A 19,990-nucleotide genomic window follows, 5' to 3' on the forward strand; every position below is an offset into this window, starting at 1 on the left:
ATATGCTGGTTTTTACTTGTTTTTAAAAGGCATTATAAGTAACCCCAAAAGCGACGCATTTTGCTTTTGGCTTGGGTATTCTTTTAAGCCAATATTTATATCTGCGTCGGTTTTTTTAGCTTTACCTTTGTAACTACCAAATAATTTATCCCACCAAATTACACTAAAACCATAGTTTGAGTTAGTTTCGCTAACCACTTGGCTATGATGAATTCGATGCAATATTTGCGTCATTAGTATTAAACGCAGCGGCTTTTCAATGGCATTAGGTAGGCGTATATTTGCATGATTAAATAATGCTAAACCATTAAGTGCTATTTCAAAAATAAGTACCGCAATGGCAGGTACGCCAAGAGCAGTTATTGCAATGAGTTTTATAAGTATGCTCAGTACAATTTCGATAGGGTGAAAGCGCAGCCCTGTACTGGTATCTACGTGTGCATCGGCGTGATGTACACGGTGCAAGCGCCATAAAATAGGCACGTTATGAAATAACCTATGTTGCCAATAAATTAATATATCGAGTAAAAGTATGCTCAATATAATAATTAAACTGCTTGGTAGAGCTATATGATTAAATAAGCCTATGCCGTGCTCTTGATTGTAAAGTGCTACGGCGGTTAGCCCAATGGGAACCACTAAGCGCGCAACAACTGATGAAGCAAACACTAACCCAAAGTTAGCAAACCAACGTGTACTGCTTTTTATTGGTGATTTACGCGCTGGTTTTTGCGCTTCAAGCAGCATCATTATAACTAAAATGCTAAAAAAGCAGCCGAGTCGCCACCATACTTCATTAGTCATTTATTACCTCAGAATTTGAACTGCTAGGCACGTTTTCAGCTGCTTTGTTAGCATCGGCTTCTTGTTGCTTAAGTGTGTGATAACCGCCATGTATACGGGTAAAAATAGTTATGCCACACGCAATAGCAAAAATGCTCGCCATAACCGCAAAGTGCTGCGGCCAAATACAAAATGCAATAAATAGCGCTATTGTTTCAGTGCCTTCGGTTAAGCCGTTTAAGTAGTAAAAGCTTTTATATTTAAATTGCGGTTTTTCGAGTTTAAATTTTTCGGCGGCAATCGCAAAAGCTAAAAAGCTTGAACCCGTACCAATAAAAGTAGCAAGTAATAACGATCCCGCTATCGCGTTTTGCTCAGGGTTTGCCAAAATAAAGCCAAGCGGAATAGCCGCGTAAAATAAAAAGTCGAGTGTGATATCTAAAAAGCCACCTGCGCTTGAACTTTGGTTTGCATAGCGTGCTAATGCGCCATCAAGTCCATCTAAAATTCGATTTAAAGCAATGGCAACTAATGCGCCGTACCACATTTCAAACGCCAGTAATGGCACGGCTAATAAGCCAACTAAAAAGCCAACCACGGTTAGCTGATCGGCGGTTATGCCGCGTTTATGCATAAGCATAACCACAGGTGTTAACAGTGGCTTAATTACAGGGGTGATAAATTTGTCTAGCATGTTTGTTGCCTTATGCGTTTAAAGCTGTGTATTAAAGCCATATTAAAGAGCTGCACTTAACGTAATGAGCTTGCCATTTGCAGCGTCGGCATCGCTATGATCATGAGTAACCATAATTGCAGGTAGCTTATGATCGCGTATTTGGCTAAACACGAGTTCGCGTGTATCAACACGCAGTTGGGTGTCGAGTTTGCTAAAGGGTTCGTCAAGTAAAATGGCTTTAGGTTCGCTCAGCAGCATACGTAATAATGCAACACGGGCTTGTTGCCCACCTGATAGGTTGTCGGGGTGGCGATTGCCCATGTCTTTAAGGCCGACTTTCTCAAGTGCGTGTTCTATTTTTTCAAGGCGTTGTTTTTTATTACCTTTGGGCATTGCAAAGGCAATGTTACCAGCAACAGTTAAATGCGAAAACAATAAAGCGTCTTGATAAAGCACTCCAATATGGCGCAAGTGTGGAGGGGTGTTATCGATATTTTGACCATTAAGCCACACCTCTCCATTGGCCTTAAAGCTACTTGGTAAAGTACCCGTAAGCCAATTTAATAAGCTTGATTTACCACTGCCTGATGGGCCCATAATAGTCAGAATTTCACCGCCATTAACTTGCTCGTTTAAGCTAAGTAACAGTTCATTTTGGCGATAAAGCTGACAATTTTTAATCTGTAACGATGACTGCATTAAAAAACCTTAACCCTGATAGTGTTAAACATGGGTGCTTTACATATGTGCACGTTTAAACACGTGCACTTTTGAAAAAATATTTAGGTAAACCCCATGCCAGTATAAATCCAATAAGCGGTAACACCATTTGCATAATAGCGTACACGGCACTGGTGCGTCTGCTTGCGCCATTGGCAAGCGTAACGGCTTCGGTTGTTATTGTGGCTATACGCCCGCCGCCAGCTAAAAGCGTGGGGAGGTATTGTCCAAAACTAATAGCTAAGCCCAGTGCGGCTGCAATTAAAATAGGGGCAAACAACTGAGGTAGTTTTACTTTAAAAAACACCTTACATGGCGCTGCGCCTAAGCTTGCTGCAACATGAGCAAAACGAGGGTCTAAACGTCTATAGCTGCTCGCAAGTGACAAAAACACATAAGGCAACACAAATAGTAAATGCGTAAGTACTACATTAAAAAATGCGGCTTGGTTATTTACCAATTGTTGTATCCATACTAGCCCAAATAAAAAGGCAATACTGGGCACTAATAACGGTAAGTAAATAATTAAACTGGTAAAACGAGAAATAGGTTTGTCACTCAACTGCTCTGATTCTAAACACAATAAAGTAAGAATAATGGCAAATAGCGTGGTTACTAAACCGATTGCTAGCGTATTAAAAAGCGGGCTGCCCATTTGCATTAGCGCACTTTTAAAATGCAGTAGTGTAAATTGTTCAGGCATTGCATCTGGAAAGCGCCAAAAACCTGCAACCGACCACATAACTAAACCAATAAGCGACAATAGTATAAAGCTAATTACTAATGCGGTGAGTACGACCGTTATTTTTTGCCAATAAAATCCGCCGTATTCACGCACCCCATTAGTGAGCGAGTCGCTAAATAATACTTTTATGGCTTTTTCTCCGGCAAGCCAAAGGGCTAACAACCCGCCTGTAACAGCCAGTTGTAATAAAGCACCTGCTGAGGCTTTAATGCGCAGGTTTAAATCAACATCGTTAAACCAATGCATTATTGCAACGGCCAACGTGGGTGGTGTATTTGGGCCTAAAATGAGTGGCATTTCTACACTGGCACTTGCATAGGCAAGCACGGCTAAAAGGGGTAAACGCAGCAGCGGATAAAGACTTGGCAGTATTACTTTAAAAAAGGCCGTCATTGGGCAATAACCCAAGTTAAGCGCAACCTTATGTTGTTGGCGTAATTTTTTGCCAAGCTCAGGTTGAGCAAGTACGCCCAGTGCCATTAATAATAAAAAGGGAAGCTCTTTTAGTGTTAAGCCTAAAATAATACTAATACCGAATGAATCATGCGGAAACATGCCGTTTGGCGCAAGTTCCCAGCCGCTTAACCAAGGCGACGCTAAGCGTGAAATCATACCTGAAGGGGCAATTAAAAACCCCACCGCAATAGCGGCGGCGGCATGAGGTATAACTAATATAGGGCTCAATAAACGCTGAATTCGGTTAAGCCACGGGCTGTTAAAAAACGCAGCTAAAATCATTAAGGTAATGATAAATGCAAGCAAAGTACTTATTAAGCCTGTTGCAACGCTTAGAGTAACCATTTGGGTAAGGCCAGGTGTTTGCCAAAGGGCATTAAAACCTTGCAAGCTAAACGTTGTTTGCTCAAGTACGGGCGCATAACCAAAGGCTGGCAGCAATACGCTAATTAAGCCACCAAGTACGGGTAATATAAGTAAAGCGAGTAAAAATCGCGGGCTAAATTTTACAATGCGCGTAAACATATCGGTGCTGCACTGCGTTGTTGCTTTGGTATTTACTGGTACACTTTTTGAAATAACGCTCATTGGCTTACTCCATAACGGGTTTGCCAACCTTGCATAATGGCGTTTACCCAGCTTGGATGAGGTTCGCTCAATGTGCGTTTAATACTGTTTAAAGGCAGTGCACTTGGATGCGGTTTAGCTGTTTTAAATAAGGCTTGCTGATCAGGCGTTAACGTTGATTGAATAAGTACGCTTTTATCACCCCATATATGCGCTTTTTGTTTTTCAGCTTGCGCCTCTGGGCTGAGTAAAAAATCAGCCACTAATTGCGCACTTTGCTGGTGGCTTGCATTGTAAGGGATTGCCACGAAATGGGTATTACTTAAACTGCCATCACTCATTGCATAGCTGCGAATGCTGTTTGGTAAATCATAGCGTTTTACAGCAGCCGGTACTTCTGGTGCTGAAAAAGTAAAGGCTAAACTCAACTCTGTATCGTCTACTAAGCGGCGCATTTGAGCACCACTTTGCATAAAATGAGTGCCACCACGCCAAAGAGTTGGGTGTAATTTATCTAAAAAGTCCCACAGTGGGTTTAACACTTGCGCTGTATTTTTAGTTGTAGCTGGTTGGTTTAGCTGCGCTTTAATATTTTCGCTGCTTTGCTGATGCAGTAAAACTAAGGCGTATTTTAAAAAGCTCATACCTAAAAAGTCAGGCGGCTTTGGGTAACTAAAGCGACCAGGGTTTTGCGCGCTCCAGTTTAATAATTCGTTTAATGTCGTAGGCAATTTATTGTTTGCCTTACCATTTATTGCAATGCTGTCGTAATAAAATGTAAGTGACGCTTGCCCCCATGGAGCCTCCATACCATTGGTAGGTAAACCAAAGTCAAAGGTTACAGCAGGGTTGTTAGCCGGATCGGTTAATGCAAAGTAGGGGAGTTTATTAGCCCATTCTTTTAAAAGCAGAGAGTGCTCACTCATGGTGGCAAAGTTAGCCCCGTTGATCCACATTAAATCTACGCTGCCTTGGTTGTTATTGTTTGCTGATTTTTCGGCAAGTACACGGCTTACTGCTTCGCTGGTATCGCTTAATTTTACATGCACTAGGTTAATGTTGTACTTAGTTTTAACTTGCTGCGCTGCCCATTGAATATAGGCATTTATTTGCGCGTCGCCGCCCCATGCATAAAAGTATACATCTTGATTGCGACCAAGTGTTTGAACTTGTTGCCAGCGAGATCCCTGTTGTGTGTTAATTACTAAATTACTTTTACTATTTGAGTTAATAACGGGATTAGCAAACGCAGTGCTCGAAAAAACAGCTAAATTTACGATTGCACAAACGCAAAACGCGACACAGCAAAAGCTGTATCGCGTCAGTGTTTGCCAAAACTTAATGGCGAACATTTAAATCCCAGTTGTAGTCTAAAAATTTAACTTTCATGTCATCATTCTTAAGTGCTTTTTGCTGAGCGGGTATCAGTTTAAGGGCATCAGGATACTGCAAGAAAAACTGCTGTAGCGTGTTTGCACCTCTAAAGCCTTTTTCAAAGTCATCGCCGTACCACTTAAATATTGAAGACACGCTTAGCGTATTTTCTTGAGCCATATTACGTGTCATATCTGATAAAAAGCGCACCGTTTGCTCTTGCAATTGGCTTTCTAAATCAGTGGCTGTATACGCTTCTTCTCGAAGCGCTGGACAACCAATACTCGCGCAATTTACCGCAAAGTGAATGCGTGGGTCGTTGTATTTACCGCTACCACGTATTAAACCATGCTCAATATCATCAAGGCTGCGAGTTTTGCCAAGTAATGGCACAAACTCTTTACTCCATGGTGAGCTAAAAAAGCTCCCTAAGTCTTTAATTGATTTAAGATCTGGGTACTTTGTCAATATAAGTTCAACAGTCCACGCATTATAAGCATTGATTAAAAAAGCGAGTTGCTTAGGCTTTTCCCATGCGTCAAATTCGCTTTGCGTTACAGCCGTTAACGAATCTAAATACGTTTTTAGCTGTGCATGCTCACGTTTTATGGCAGCGTAATCAACCTCAGTACTGTGATTATGGTTAGTAGCGACAACATGCTTATTTAACAATGCATTCCAGCTATCGTGCATATTTTGGGCTTGGGCCGAAAATGACGTTGTAAACGATGTTATAACTAAAACCGAACCAAGTAGTAATGCTTTTAGAGGTGTTTTAAACATAATTAACCTCGACGCCAAGTATGGTATTTTTCAAGCAAGTTAAGCACTTTTTCAGGTGCATGAGCGCGTTTCCACTCGCCTGCTGCGTACTTATTACCTTCAGCCCAAGTAGGATAGCTGTGTATAGTACCGAGTATTTTATTAAGGCCTAAGCCGTGTTTCATTGCCAGTACAAACTCAGCAATCAAATCGCCAGCGTGTTCAGACACCACGGTAACACCGAGTATTTTGTCTTTGCCTTTGGGTGTAATCACTTTAATAAAGCCTTTTGTAGCGCTGTCGGTAATTGCGCGGTCTAGCTCTTCAAATTCAAAGCGAGTAATTTCGTAATCTATGCCTTTGTCTTTTGCGTCTTGCTCGTTTAAGCCAACACGTGCAACTTCTGGGTCAATAAACGTAGTCCACGGAATAACACGGTAATCTACTTTAAACTTTTTAAGGTTACCAAATAAGCCATTTACCGCTGCATACCAACCCTGGTGGGCTGCCACATGTGTAAACTGGTATGGACCTACAATATCGCCTGCTGCAAAAATATTTGGGTATAGCGTTTCCAAGTATTCGTTAGTTACAACAGTACGGTTTGTTTCTATGCCCAGCTCTTCAAGGCCATAACCTTTAAGGCGCGCACTTCTACCAACGGCACATAATAGCTCGTCATATTCAATATCTATTTCTTTGTCGTCATGCTTAACAACAATATATTTTTTACCATCGCGCGTTTCACAGCGAAGTGCTTGGTGCGATGTTAAAATATTAACGCCACTTTCGGTTAACGCTTCATGAGCAAAAGTAGACACTTCAAGGTCTTCTTTGATCATGATGCGTTCGCTCATTTCAATTTGCGTAACACTTGAACCTAAGCGTGCAAAGCTTTGTGCTAATTCGCTACCAATTGGACCGCCACCTAGTACTACCAATTTTTTAGGTGCCTCATCCAGCTCTGCAAATTTATTCCACAATGTATCGCTTGTTACATAGCCTGTTTCTTCAATACCAGGTAGTGGCGGTACAAATGGGCGTGCGCCAGTCGCAATCACAATAGTACGAGCGGTGAGTGTTTGCGTGCCACCGTCGTTAAGTTTAATTTCTACAGTCCACGGGTCGATTAATTTACCGTAACCTTTTACAACATCTACGCCTAAGTCGGTGTAGCGCTCAACACTGTCGTGTGGTGCTACATCTGCAATTACTTTGTGTACACGTGCCATTACTTTTTTGAACGAAAACTGCGGTGTTGCGTTTTCTAGGCCGTAGTTTTCACCGTGGCGAATTTGCTCTGCAATTTTAGCGCTTTTAATAACTGCTTTACTTGGAACACAACCGTAGTTTAAACAGTCGCCGCCCATTTCGCCCGCTTCAATAAGGGTTACTTTTGCTTTAACAGCAGCAGCAATATAACTTGTTACCAAACCACCTGCGCCTGCACCAATAACAATCATGTTACGGTCGAATTTTTTAGGCTTAGTGTAGTTTTTGTATACGCGACGTTTTTTAAACACGTTTAAGATTCCTTTAGCAATGAATGGGAAAATGCCCAATAAAGCGAATGATAAGATTAAGTTGAATGATAAAATTCCAGATAAGCTCTCTATTTGCGCCAGTTGCGTACCTGCGTTAACAAATACAAATGTACCGGCGAGCATACCTGCTTGGCTTACCCAGTAATAAGTCCATGACTTTATTGAAGTAACACCCATTAATAGGTTTATTAAAAAGAACGGAAACACCGGCACTAAACGAAGAGTAAATAAGTAAAATCCACCTTCTTTTTCAACGCCTGCATCAATTGCAGCTAAGCGCTCAGGAAAGCGTTGTTTAATAGTGTCGCGTAGTAAGTAACGCGATACTAAAAAGGCAAGTGTTGCGCCAATAGTTGATGCAAAAGATGCAACCAATAAGCCTTCAACTAAACCAAACAATGCACCTGCTGCAAGTGTTAAAATAGCTGCGCCCGGTAACGAGAGAGCTGTTACAACTACATACAATAAAAAGAATCCACCAATAACTAATAGCGGTGACTGCTCTTTGTATTGGTTAAACTGATCCATCGACCCTTTTAAGCCATCAAGCGTAAGTAGTTGGTGTAAGTCAAAATGAAAGAACAGGCCGACGGCGGCCGCTGCAATCAATAATAAAAATATTTTTTTAATCATGTTCTCTCTCAAACCGCTCTTAAAAATTATGGGTTAGTGTTAATTTTGCGTTTATTGGCAATTCAGGAAATGCCAATGTTGCGCCAAAGTAACCGCCTTCAAATACTGGGCGCCAGTTTTTTTGATTCGTTACGTTGTTCACATCTAATCGTAACTTGGTACTAGGCGTAAAAGCATAGCTAGTATTTACGTTTAGTGTGTACTGATCACGAATTTTTACCGTCGCCAAAAAGTCTAATGGGTAACTCTTTGTATATAGACCTGAAAAACCCGTTTGCCATTTCGAATTAATTGAATAATTTCCGTTAAAGCTGAAAGACTGCTCAGGGATGCCCTGCACACGGGTGTTTGAAGGTGCAAAAGCGGTAAAGCTAGGTGCGCCAACACTGGTACCTTCAATAATATCTGGACGTGAGTTGTCAAATGCATCAGCTACTTGAGCCGAATCTTGACTACTTGCAGAATTATCGTAGCGAGCGTCAATATAGCTGTAGCCAGCACTTAGCCAATAAGGGTAGGCGTCATAAAATACTTGGCTTTCAAAGCCGGTAGTACGAATGCCAGTGTTACTACCATCACGATTACGTAAACTACGACGTTGGCTAAATACGGCTCCATCGGCGTACCAATCGCTGTTAGTTGGTGCGTATTTTAAACCAAATTCAACTAAGGTATTTTCGGTTGAAAAGTTTTGTGCGCTAATTGTGTTGTCGCCACCAAGAGACGTGCCGCCAGCCATGCTATTTGATGTGGCTTCGTTGTAACTTGCTGCACCATAAGTGGTGTAATCACCATTCAATCGGTAGTTAAAGCTTATTTGCCCCGAATGTAGCTTATCATTAATGCTATCACGAGCTGCAATTTCACCCTCTGGCGCTATTGGGTCGTGCGCGTCTACGTCATAAAAATCAATGCGGTATCCAACACTTGTATGAAACTTATCAGTCCAATCTGAGTCTTGTTGAATAGCAAAACCTGTTTGCCATGAACGCGAATCGGTCGTGTCTGATAGGTTAAAGTCGCCGCTACCATCGTTATTAATATCGTACTGACCACCTGGGGATACAAATACACCTGGGCTAATTTCAATTAAACGCGCTTGTTGTTCACTTGTTAAAGGTATACGGCGGTTTGAAAGTGGGCCTGTTAAGTCAATAGGCAAGTCTGCTTCTGTTGTAAATTGGCTGTAGCCTAATACGCGGTTATAACGCACATCAAATGCAAAAATTGTTTGCTGGTCGCTATTCCAAAGATAGGTAAGCTCGGTACGGTTTTGCGCCGTGTCTGCACCATCTATAATTTCCACAAAGCTGTTTTGTGCAATTTCTTCACGTTGTAAGTGCTGAAAATACGTAATGTTTTTTATTGATGCATTGCTAGAAAGTTCACGCTTATAAATACTGTGTAGTAAATAGGTAGTAGCTTCGTTTTGATTATCAGGGTCGGTAAGTACTGTGCTGCGATCAATTTTAACTTGTCCAGTAGGTGAAATAATTGAACCTGCTGCTGGTACGGTACTGCCGTTTGCTTGCACGCCTTGACCGGTAATATAAAGGCCGTTATCTATTAGCGCTTGAGTAGGGCGGTTAATACCGGCGTTATCGGTAAATTCAACTTGGTATAATTCAAAGTTAATATCCCAGCTGCTTTTGTCATCGGGTAATACACGCAATGATGCAAATAAGCTGTCGCTTTTAGTTCCCGAAAAATCGTAGTAACTGCCGTTATCAATATGTTCAGCGCTTACTCTAAAACCTACTTTATCTTTTACAATGGGTGCACTGTAATCAACTAAAACACTGTATTGATCCCATCGACCTGCAGATACAGTTGCTTTGCCTTTGCTTTCATCCGTAGATGCTTTTTTAGAATGTAAGTTTACAAAACCACCATTGCGTTGGCTTGAGCCAAATAATACCGGTGGCGCGCCTTTTACTACATCTATCTGTTCTATAGAGTTGAACGATAACGGCACACCAAAGCCATTATTACCTGCTTGACGACGTGTACCATCTTGAAAAAGCTCACCCAGCTGCCCGCGAATAGTAGGTAAACTTGGTGCGCCAAAACCACTGGCTGAATAGGTATTAGGGCTTACTGCGAGTACGTCTTGTAGGCTCGTAATATTAAGTTGTTCTATTAATTCGCTTGAAATAGGCGTTACAGAGCGGGCTATATCTTGTAGTGCTAAATTATCACCAAAAGGCCCATCTACTGTTGCATCCTTAACCGAAAGCCCTTGAGATTTAATAACTTGGCCTGCCACTTCAATACGCTCAATTGTGCCACCTTTTGTTGTTTTTGATTCTTCGGCTGCAAAAGCATTAAGTGGTGTATTTAATATTGTGGCTAGGGAAAGTGCTAAATATGCGTGTTTCAAACGTTTTCTCTCTACGGTTAAAATGTTGTTGGCGATAAAGACCGAAGGCTATAAAAATAACTTTCAGTTAAATTGTGTTTCTTTTTGTTTTTTAGAACATAAGCCTAAGCAAGTATTTTAAAGTAGTACTTAAGTGCTTAAATTTAATGGTTTATGTAAATAACTGCTTTTTAACATGTTTTTAAGCATAGTATACTTTTATAAAGCATGTACGGCACTGTTTAAGTTTTATCAATAAAGAGTTAAAACAGATCGTTAATAAAAATAATTACTATTTTTTGAAATAAAAAATAATTTATACGGTCTAGGTTACTTCAACGTTTATTAATATTCATTTAAGGAAATTTTATGACAGGTTCAATGAGTTCTGATGTGCAAAACCGCTTGCAATGGTCACTTTTATCTTTGCGTTTAGGCGTGTTTATTGTAATGGTTATGTGGACGTTCGATAAATTCGTAAATCCTGGTCATAGCGCACGTATTTTCGAACATTTTTACGGTATTAGTGGCTCATCTGACATAGTTGCTTATGTAATTGGTGCTCTTCAACTTGTATTAGTATTAGCATTTTTAGCGGGTATTAAAAAGCGCATAACTTACGGTATCATTTTTGTAATGCATGGCTTATCAACGCTTTCTTCTTATAACCAGTATATAGATGGCTTTAACAACTTATTATTTTTCACTGCATGGCCAATGTGGGCTGCGTGTTTTGCACTTTACTTATTACGCGACCAAGACGTAAAATTTACTGTAAAGTAATAAAACAATAGTTATACCCTTAAGGTTGTAGCTAAAAATACATTGGGCTGAGTTGCTTGCTATTTCAGCCTAATGTATAGCCTTTGAGCACTTCTTCTAACAATCCAACCTCTTTGTCATCTTCTAAAAATAATCCTTTTTATATTATTTCATCCTAAATATTGCGCTAGATCAAAGTTAATATATTTGTAAGAACAATATCGACAGCTTTAGTTTATGTTAGCTATACGGTTAGTAGGTTTTAATTACCTCAAGTTATTCAACTCAATGTTGTGTAGAAGGCTCGTATGGAAAAGGTTAAAATTTCGTCGGCGCATCAGTCATCAAATCGTTCAGAGAACAAGTCTTCACTCAATCAAAATTGCGATGAATGGAGCAAGCTTAATTTAGTACAATTACAAGCAAAGCTAAAAACATCATCCGACGGGTTAAGCCAAGCTGATGCCACACAAAGATTGGCACAATATGGACCTAACGAACTAGTTGAAGAAAAACCAAATTTATTACTCAAGTTTTTATCTTACTTTTGGGGGCCAATACCGTGGATGATCGAGGCCGCTATTGTTTTATCGGCACTTGCTAAACACTGGGCCGATTTTTTCATTATTCTTGTATTATTGTTGTCCAACGTATTGGTCGGCTTTTGGGAAGAACACCAAGCGGGTAATGCAATTGCTGCATTAAAAGCAAAATTAGCTAACAAAGCACGCGTTCGCCGCGATACACAATGGCAAAACTTAAATGCCAGCGAACTTGTACCAGGTGATGTTATTAGAATGCGGATGGGCGATATAGTGCCTGCAGATGCGCGTTTGCTAGATGGTGATACAGTAGAAGTGGACCAGTCATCACTTACGGGGGAGTCGTTACCGGTTGTAAAGTCGGCGGGTGAGACTGTTTATTCGGGATCTATTATCCGCCAAGGTGAAATAGAGGCAATAGTATACGCAACCGGTGCTAATACCTTTTTTGGTAAAACAGCACAGTTAGTACAAGGGGAGCGAACCGCAAGTCATTTTCAGCGAGCAGTGCTTAAAATTGGTAATTATTTAATAATGCTTGCTGCGGCTTTAGTACTGCTTATAGTTATTGTTGCTTTGTTTCGCGATGATCCAATGATCACCACATTACAGTTTGCACTCGTACTAACCGTTGCGGCAATACCAGTCGCCATGCCAACAGTACTATCAGTTACTATGGCTGTAGGCGCTCGTTTATTGGCTAAAAAGCAAGTGGTTGTAACACGTTTAGCTGCAATTGAAGAGCTAGCGGGTGTTGATATTTTGTGCTCTGATAAAACAGGCACACTCACGCAAAATTTATTAACGTTAGGTGACCCACTTTGTGTTGATAATGCACTTAATGAAGTAACCTGCGATGACGTTATATTGAACGCCGCATTAGCATCTCGCTTAGAAAATAACGATCCGATTGACTTAGCAGTATTACAAAGTGTTAAAGCCGATCAAAATCTAGATTCTTACCATATAGAACATTTTCAGCCATTTGATCCCGTGAGCAAACGTACTGAAGCGTCAATTAAAAATGCTGATGGTAAAACGTTTAAAGTAACCAAAGGTGCACCACAAGTTATTTTAGCCTTGTCGGCTAATATTGAGGCAGTTAAAACTCAAGTTGAGGCGTCAATAGATGAATTTGCAGCACGTGGGTTTCGCTCTTTAGCGGTTGCTAAAACAGACGAGCAAGGTAATTGGCAATTTATAGGTGTATTGCCGCTTTTTGATCCACCGCGTGAAGAGGCAATACAAACCATTGCCGATGCAAAAGAAATGGGTATGAACGTTAAAATGGTCACGGGCGACCAAGTGGCCATTGCGCGCGAAACGGCAAGTAAACTGGGTTTAGGAACAAACATTCTTGATGCTAGTGGATTTGGTGCAACGGAGCATCACCAAACAACGCAGTTAGATGACTCGATCGAGAGCGCTGACGGATTCGCACAAGTATTCCCTGAACATAAATACCATATTATTGATGTGCTTCAGCATAGAGGGCACATTGTTGGTATGACAGGAGATGGCGTAAATGACGCGCCAGCACTTAAAAAAGCTGACTGTGGTATTGCTGTATCGGGTGCTACCGATGCCGCGCGTTCAGCAGCCTCAATTGTGTTAATGACCGATGGCTTATCGGTCATTATTGATGCAGTTAAAGAAAGCCGAAAAATATTTCAACGCATGAACAGTTACGCTATTTACAGGGTTGCTGAAACACTACGCGTATTACTTTTTATGACAATGGCGATATTAATTTTTAACTTTTATCCGTTAACAGCCGTCATGATTGTAATGCTTGCTTTACTTAACGATGCCGCCATTTTGTCTATTGCATACGACAATGTGCATTATCAAAATAAGCCCGAAACATGGAATATGCGGCTCGTTTTAGGTATTGCATCTGTGCTGGGAATTGTAGGGCCAATCGCAGCCTTTGGTTTATTTTACTTGGGCGATAAAGTATTTGAACTCGACCGTCCTCATCTTCAAACATTAATGTACTTATTACTTTCTGTAGCAGGGCATTTGACTATATTTTTAGCGCGTACCCGAGGTCCATTTTGGTCTATTAAACCGTCTACTATATTAATGGTCGCCGTATTTGGCACGCAAGTTATAGCAACACTTATTGCTGTTTATGGTGTGTTTATGACCCCACTAGGATGGGGGTGGGCACTTGCCGTGTGGGCATATGCTTTGGTGTGGTTTTTTATTAACGATGGTTTGAAGCTAGTGGCTTATCGAATTTTTGATCCAACAGAAGCACCCTTGCTAGAGAAGAGTTAACGCATAGGCTTAAAAATGAAAAAATGGTTATAAGCCAAGTGGCTTATAACCAATAGTACACAAGGGAGTGTATATAAGGTGGTTCAATTATTTGTGAATAGAGTTACTCACAAATAAAAATTATTTAGTGCATTGCATCGTTATATTGCTTTGCTAAGCTTTGTTTTTGCCCTTCGGTTAGTGCTTTACCAGCCAATTGAAATACTTCGTGTTCTTCTTCGCTTAAGTGATGATGTACCAAATGGTGCAGCTTTTTAGCTGCAACTAACCATGCAGACGAGCTCATTTCGGTATCTTCAAGTTGTTCAATTAATTCATCAATTTCGTGATGTTCAGCTACGCTGTGGCGCGCTTTTTCATGAGTTAAGTCATCAAACATAAGTGGGTTGTAAAAGTAACGTTCTTCAAATTTTGCGTGTTGTTCTAGTTCTGTTTTTAGCTCGTCCATTAGCGTGTGGCGCTGCTCTGTTTCGCCGTGCGTTTGAATAAGCGCATCTACTAATTCTCGTTGTTTGTCATGATCGTGACGTAGTGCTTCAAAAATATTCATAACTAATCCTTTTACAATTTATTTGCTTATATCACTAATGTGCAAACTAAATGCCAAATATTAAGTTGATGTATTTTATTGCTTTTATTTTTATTTTTTATTTTTATGCTCATATCACTGTAAATTTTACAGTGATATGAATGCAATAATTTCAGGTTTTTACATAGTTAAATTATAAAGGGAGTATAAATCCCTACAGAACCTTACAAATATTTACTGGTTGTTTATTTTATTGCAGTGATAAAGTAGCAACATTATTTAGGTACAACCTATATGTATTACTCCCACATATAATACCAATCGGTATAAATGCAGGTAGCACGTTAACTGAATAGGATAGTTTAAGGATGAACATAAAAAGCCCCATCGCCGCATTATTGCTGTGCGCTTTACTAAGTGCGTGTAGTACAACCTCGCGTTCTGACCCTAACTTATGCATTGAAGAGGCTGAAATGGTTGATCGAAATGGCGCTCAAACAAGCTCAGAAGTTTATAATCAATGCATTAGCGCACAAATTAAAAAGGATGATAAAAATGACACTTTTTTTGATGCCATCGGTACGTTCTTTTTTGAATTTTTTGTAATGGTGGTAGAAAAGTAAATAGGCTAACTTGCAGCTGTGATTTAAATTAAATAAGTTGCGTAAAAATAGGATTAGTTATGAAGCAATTATTGATAGTAATTCCACTTTTTTTATTACTAAGCGCTTGTGCGGCACAGCCTTACGCAGGCTCGGCAAAATGTATGGAACAAGCAGATATTGCATACGAAACCGATACACGTAAAAATGAAACATTAGATAATGAATGTAAAGCTGCAAAAGTAAATACGCCTAATAAAGAGCTTGAGAATCATGGCTTGGTTGATAGAAGCCTTTTACAGCTAATCGTTAGCTTTTTAAATGGTGTATTTCAATAGTACATATACAGTAAAAATATAACTAAATAAGGTATGTATGAGGGAAGAACTAAGAGCAAAAATAATTACCGTATGCGATAAAAAAATAGCAGTTAAAGGAGAAAATGTAGGGCTTTCTTTTTATGCATTTTTTGCCAATAAAAACGACGATCCAGAGCTACTTATGGAAGCTGCTACTTGGTGGATACACACCCATAAATTAGATCATTTTGTAAAAGCACATAAAATTAAACAAATGGTTTTAGACGAACTTTAGTCAAGTAAGTGAGCCAATACTTTTAGCTGTGTTTATTTAATCAACTACGACTTGGTTTCTTCCGTTTTCTTTTGCTTTATAAAGTAATTTATCTGCATGCTTAATAAGAATATCTAGTGTGCTTTTTAAAGGGCTACTTACAGAGGCTCCTGCACTAAAAGTGATTTTTGTATCTGTAGGAAAGTCTTCTATATTACTGCAATGCTTGGCGAAGCTAATGGCGAGTCGGTTAAATATATCGCGAATTATTCGTTCATCAACCGTATTTAGTGCAAATAACCATTCTTCGCCGCCGTAACGACCAAACTGATGATCATTACATAGTGTTTCTTTTGCAGCTTTTGCAAAGGCAATAAGAACTAAATCTCCAACATCGTGACCAAAATGGTCGTTAACTTTTTTAAAGTAGTCTAAGTCAACAATTGCTATCGTCATTTTACCTTCACCAAGTTTTGCTTCTGCTGCGCGCATTATTCCTCTGCGATTAGGGCAATTTGTTAGATAATCTGTTAATGAAATATCGTGATATTTTTGACGTTGTCGAGCTTGCCGATAAAATAAAAATAATGAAGCAATCACTAAAATAAATGCAATAGCAGCGCTGAGTCGCCAAATTATTTTTTGTTGATATTCTTCTTTAGCTTGTAGCTCACTAATGTCTTTTGCGTACTCTAGTTGCTGTATTTTGTCTTCTTTTTCTTTTACTTCAAACTGTATCTGTAGTGTTTTTATATTATTTTCACTGGTTGCTTCGTAGTGCTTTTTTGTATAAAGGATCTTTTGTTCAATTGCTTCAAAAGCCTCGTCAGTGTGGTTAAGGCGTCGCTTTAGCTCATAGCGTTTACTTAAAAAATCGGCTTTATAAATACTGCGGCTGAATTTATCTAATTTTAAAAACACCTCATCGTTTGCTTCATTTGCTTGATCAAGTAAATCTAGTTTTATATATATGTCAGCTAACAAAATGAGCGATGCGAGTTGCATGTCGTAAACACCTGCAGAACGAGCAAGCTCAATGTTTTCTTTAGTTAAAGTTAAAGCTTTATCGTAGTTTGCTTGTAAGTACTCAATATTTGCAATTGAGTACTGAGCAAAGGTTAAGCCTTTTTGCATATTAACTTTTTTGAAATAGAGCAATGCTTTGTCTAGGTATATTAAGGCATCTTTAGGTTTCTTAATCTCCAGCAATACATTGCCTAAGCTCCAATATGCTTTTGAGGTAAAAAGCCCATCTTGTGTTTGCTCATATGCCGCAACCGCTTTTTTTGCATAATATACGGCTTTGTCTTTTTCGTTTAGATAATTATATGCATCGGCTATTTTTCTAAAAAAGTATCCTTGAGATGCTGAATCGTCATCTTTTAATGCTAATTCTAACCCCTCTAGTGCAACATTTAGGGTCTTTTTCAATGCATCTGTATCGGTGTAATAGTAAGCAAGTGCTCGTAAAATAATGATTTTTTCTTTAGTTGAATGCTGTTGCAAGCTCTCTTCTAATTTTGTGGCTAGCGTTTGTGCTGGAGCTGGGTTTGGCTCCCTCGCTAGAGACTTGAGTTGTGATTCGAGAAATAATAAATATACACTTTTTTGATTTGGTAGCTCTTTGTTCTTTAAGTAATAGGATAAGTGTGTGTTTAACGCTTCGTATTTTTCTTGTCTAAAAAGTAACTCCGCATACAAAGCGGCCGCTTCTAAATGAAGGTTTTCCCAATTTTGCTCTTTGCTTATTTTAAACGCTTGAGTGAGTTTGTCTTCATTTTGAAGATAGTCTAGTTCATTTAGTTTTATGTTATTGATGAGGGTTTGAGTTGTTTCAAAGTCTAGCGCATGTAAAGTTGCACTTAATGAATCGCCGTTAGCTGAGGCAAGCTTACTTAGAAGTAAAAATAAAATGAGAACAATATACTTTGCCCATAAAGTATTACCTAAAATCTTTATTTGTGTATTGTTAGCCATGTTAATCCTTTGCTGACTTATTTTTATTATTGAAATAATTATTCACATTGCTTAATAAACTTGGGCTTGAACAATTTTTTATACTCATCATTGAAGAAAAAGACCACAAACGATATCAATTTAATTAATAAAAACCAACACATTGTATAATATAATGGTTGTAGCTATGTGTTTTTATTAAAAATCTGCGGCTACTTCAAACTCTAATCGTTTAAGTGTAATTGGGTGAGTAAATGCTAAGTATTCTGCATGTAAATGTAATCTATCGGCTTTTTGCCCGTAATGTGTGTCGCCTATAATTGGCATGTTTAAACCTAAACTGTGCGCGCAATGCACTCTTAATTGATGAGTACGCCCTGTTTTAGGGTATAACTGTAATCGGGTAATATTGTTGTTACGCTCTAAAACGTGCCAGGTAGTAAGTGATGGCTTACCGTGTTTGTAACACACCATTTGGCGCGGTTTATCATCAAAGTCGAGCACTAAGGGTAAATCAATTACTCCGCTATCCTCAGCTACATTACCATTAACTAATGCGACATAACGTTTATCTATAGTGCGGTCAATAAATTGCTTTTGCAGTGCTTTGTGCACGCGTTTATTAAGTGCAATCATCAATAACCCAGAAGTCGACATATCTAACCTGTGCACAATTAGTGGGCCTGATGCCTCTGGAAACTGCGTTTTGATTCGCATATAAACTGAGTCTTCAATATTTACGCCAGGCACAGACAAAAACTCAGCGGGCTTATTTACCACAAGTAAGTCGTCATCTTTATAAACAATATTTAAATCTTTACCCTGAGCTGGGTTGATAAGTAGCGGGTTATCTTCAACATCTAAACCCTTTAGCATGTGCCCAAGTATTGGTTGGCATTTACTGTAACAAGAAGGGTAGTAGTTTTTATGTTGCCTAATTGCTGATTTAGGTGCAGCTCCCCACCAAAACTCAGCCATAGCAAGTGGTTTTAAACCATGCTTATAGGCGTATTGTAATAATTTAGGCGCAGCACAATCGCCAGCACCCGAAGGAGGAGTGTGCTCAGGCAGTGCTGCAAATATGGCATTTAAGTCTGTAGTTTCTCCATTTGCATTTAAAAATTGGTACTGTGCAAATAGCTTTTTTTGTAAGCTTTTAGAAAGCGTTTTACGGCGTTTTTTTAAATGAGCAATTTCATCAGAAATATTGATGTGTGTTTGCTGCAGTGACTCGATTATATTTTGCCAATAGGCTTTAAGTGCCAGCAGTTGCTTTTTTTCTACGATACTTTGCCCTGCAAGCTTATTTTTTAACTGCTCAAAATCACTTTCGTTAAGCTCTAATTCGCCTTCGGTACGTTGTATTTTACGTTGCTGGCGACCGGCTTGCATTACTCCCTGTTGAGCTAATAGTGCTTGCTGGTAGCTCCGTGTTGCATCATCAAGTTTGCTATTAACTTCATGCAGTTGTTCGCTATTTTCTAATTGCTCAATTTGAGCATTAATATCGTTAATTATTTTACTTTGAGCTAAATAGCTATCGTCTTGCAGTTGCATGCTAGAAACTGGCGGTACAAAGCTAATATTGGCTTTATCACCTTCAATTTGCCCCGAATAAGCACTTAAAAAGCCTAATTGTTGCTCAGCATTTTGCACCACTAAAACCCCAAACATTTTACCGGCATTTTCTGCTTTTAAATGCGTTAACGTTTCAAGTTGTTGCTGTAATTGTTTTGTGGCTTCTACAGCTATTGGTTGCGGCTCGTAATAAAAAGGGAAAGTAAACTTTTCAGGGAGCGCCAGAAAATCAATATTTTGAGAAAATAATGTAAAACACGAAGCAGAATTTGACATAGAAGTAAGAGAAAAGCATTCAGTAAAATAATTGAGCGCATAATAACATATTCATAGTTAAGCCACTAAAAATCTCGCAGACGCATATTTATAGACACTTTAAAGCGGACATTCATGTTTTATGTATCAGTATGATGGCGCAGCAAACTTGGGAGTATCGTTTGTTAGTAAAGTCTCGGTAGTAATATATCTATCATTATCAAAATATTTAAGCTTATCGATACTCAATAATTGAGCGCATTTCGAAACGATGACTTACTTGATAGATCA

16 protein-coding genes are annotated in these 19,990 nt (G+C 39.3%); 5 read left to right on the top strand and 11 right to left on the bottom strand.

The genetic code is table 11. From position 1 onward, the window contains the following. Positions 1-12: 12 nt before the first annotated feature. From WNY98_RS04660 to WNY98_RS04695, 8 genes are read right to left on the bottom strand one after another with little or no spacing between them, the layout of a single operon-like run. Positions 13-804 carry a sterol desaturase family protein gene (locus tag WNY98_RS04660; RefSeq protein WP_342877269.1) on the bottom strand — a complete coding sequence of 264 codons (792 nt, stop codon included), beginning with the start codon at positions 802-804 and terminating at the stop codon, positions 13-15. After that, the gene (locus WNY98_RS04665) at positions 797-1,477 is read right to left on the bottom strand and encodes a CDP-alcohol phosphatidyltransferase family protein (RefSeq protein ID WP_182720929.1); all 681 of its coding nucleotides are present in this window, start codon (positions 1,475-1,477) and stop codon (positions 797-799) included. Before WNY98_RS04665 ends, WNY98_RS04660 begins: the two co-directional genes overlap by 8 nt. A 42-nt stretch (positions 1,478-1,519) precedes the next feature. Next, entirely contained in the window at positions 1,520-2,158 is a 639-nt protein-coding gene (locus WNY98_RS04670) for an ATP-binding cassette domain-containing protein (protein WP_170071288.1), read from the bottom strand. Positions 2,159-2,213: 55 nt separating this feature from the next. Continuing rightward, complete coding sequence (locus tag WNY98_RS04675) at positions 2,214-3,968, bottom strand: ABC transporter permease subunit (RefSeq protein ID WP_182733348.1); 1,755 nt, start codon at positions 3,966-3,968, stop codon at positions 2,214-2,216. Then, the gene (locus WNY98_RS04680) at positions 3,965-5,299 is read right to left on the bottom strand and encodes an ABC transporter substrate-binding protein (RefSeq protein WP_342877270.1); all 1,335 of its coding nucleotides are present in this window, start codon (positions 5,297-5,299) and stop codon (positions 3,965-3,967) included. The genes WNY98_RS04675 and WNY98_RS04680 overlap by 4 nt, the downstream gene beginning before the upstream one ends. Next, the gene (locus tag WNY98_RS04685) at positions 5,286-6,104 is read right to left on the bottom strand and encodes a DUF547 domain-containing protein (RefSeq protein WP_342877271.1); all 819 of its coding nucleotides are present in this window, start codon (positions 6,102-6,104) and stop codon (positions 5,286-5,288) included. Before WNY98_RS04685 ends, WNY98_RS04680 begins: the two co-directional genes overlap by 14 nt. A 2-nt stretch (positions 6,105-6,106) precedes the next feature. Continuing rightward, positions 6,107-8,260 (bottom strand): bifunctional TVP38/TMEM64 family protein/FAD-dependent oxidoreductase, encoded by a 2,154-nt coding sequence (locus WNY98_RS04690; RefSeq protein WP_197184811.1) that lies wholly within the window; start codon positions 8,258-8,260, stop codon positions 6,107-6,109. 19 nt (positions 8,261-8,279) lie between these two features. Continuing rightward, positions 8,280-10,640: a TonB-dependent receptor gene (locus WNY98_RS04695; RefSeq protein ID WP_024600495.1), complete on the bottom strand. Its 2,361-nt coding sequence runs from the start codon at positions 10,638-10,640 to the stop codon at positions 8,280-8,282. Between the two features lie 348 nt (positions 10,641-10,988). Here WNY98_RS04695 and WNY98_RS04700 point away from each other — a divergent pair, with 348 nt between their 5' ends. Beyond that, positions 10,989-11,402 (top strand): hypothetical protein, encoded by a 414-nt coding sequence (locus WNY98_RS04700; RefSeq protein ID WP_007581772.1) that lies wholly within the window; start codon positions 10,989-10,991, stop codon positions 11,400-11,402. 287 nt (positions 11,403-11,689) lie between these two features. Beyond that, positions 11,690-14,206 (top strand): plasma-membrane proton-efflux P-type ATPase, encoded by a 2,517-nt coding sequence (locus WNY98_RS04705; protein ID WP_342877272.1) that lies wholly within the window; start codon positions 11,690-11,692, stop codon positions 14,204-14,206. A 124-nt stretch (positions 14,207-14,330) separates the two neighbouring features. Here WNY98_RS04705 and WNY98_RS04710 read toward each other — a convergent pair whose 3' ends face one another. Continuing rightward, positions 14,331-14,756 carry a hemerythrin domain-containing protein gene (locus WNY98_RS04710; RefSeq protein WP_024600492.1) on the bottom strand — a complete coding sequence of 142 codons (426 nt, stop codon included), beginning with the start codon at positions 14,754-14,756 and terminating at the stop codon, positions 14,331-14,333. 347 nt (positions 14,757-15,103) lie between these two features. Here WNY98_RS04710 and WNY98_RS04715 point away from each other — a divergent pair, with 347 nt between their 5' ends. Genes WNY98_RS04715 through WNY98_RS04725 form a run of 3 tightly spaced genes read left to right on the top strand, consistent with a single transcriptional unit; the run spans position 15,104 to position 15,931 of the window. After that, a complete protein-coding gene (locus WNY98_RS04715; RefSeq protein ID WP_170071295.1) occupies positions 15,104-15,358 on the top strand; it encodes a hypothetical protein in 255 nt (84 codons plus the stop codon). A gap of 59 nt (positions 15,359-15,417) precedes the next feature. Then, positions 15,418-15,675 (top strand): hypothetical protein, encoded by a 258-nt coding sequence (locus tag WNY98_RS04720; protein WP_024591905.1) that lies wholly within the window; start codon positions 15,418-15,420, stop codon positions 15,673-15,675. 37 nt (positions 15,676-15,712) lie between these two features. After that, positions 15,713-15,931 (top strand): DUF6500 family protein, encoded by a 219-nt coding sequence (locus tag WNY98_RS04725; RefSeq protein ID WP_024600489.1) that lies wholly within the window; start codon positions 15,713-15,715, stop codon positions 15,929-15,931. A gap of 36 nt (positions 15,932-15,967) precedes the next feature. Here WNY98_RS04725 and WNY98_RS04730 read toward each other — a convergent pair whose 3' ends face one another. Then, positions 15,968-17,887: a GGDEF domain-containing protein gene (locus tag WNY98_RS04730; RefSeq protein ID WP_170071296.1), complete on the bottom strand. Its 1,920-nt coding sequence runs from the start codon at positions 17,885-17,887 to the stop codon at positions 15,968-15,970. Between the two features lie 177 nt (positions 17,888-18,064). Beyond that, positions 18,065-19,720 (bottom strand): pseudouridine synthase, encoded by a 1,656-nt coding sequence (locus WNY98_RS04735; protein WP_342877273.1) that lies wholly within the window; start codon positions 19,718-19,720, stop codon positions 18,065-18,067. Positions 19,721-19,990: the final 270 nt, after the last annotated feature.

This window comes from Pseudoalteromonas sp. AS71, assembly GCF_038900275.1.
In the GTDB taxonomy this organism is placed as follows: domain Bacteria; phylum Pseudomonadota; class Gammaproteobacteria; order Enterobacterales; family Alteromonadaceae; genus Pseudoalteromonas.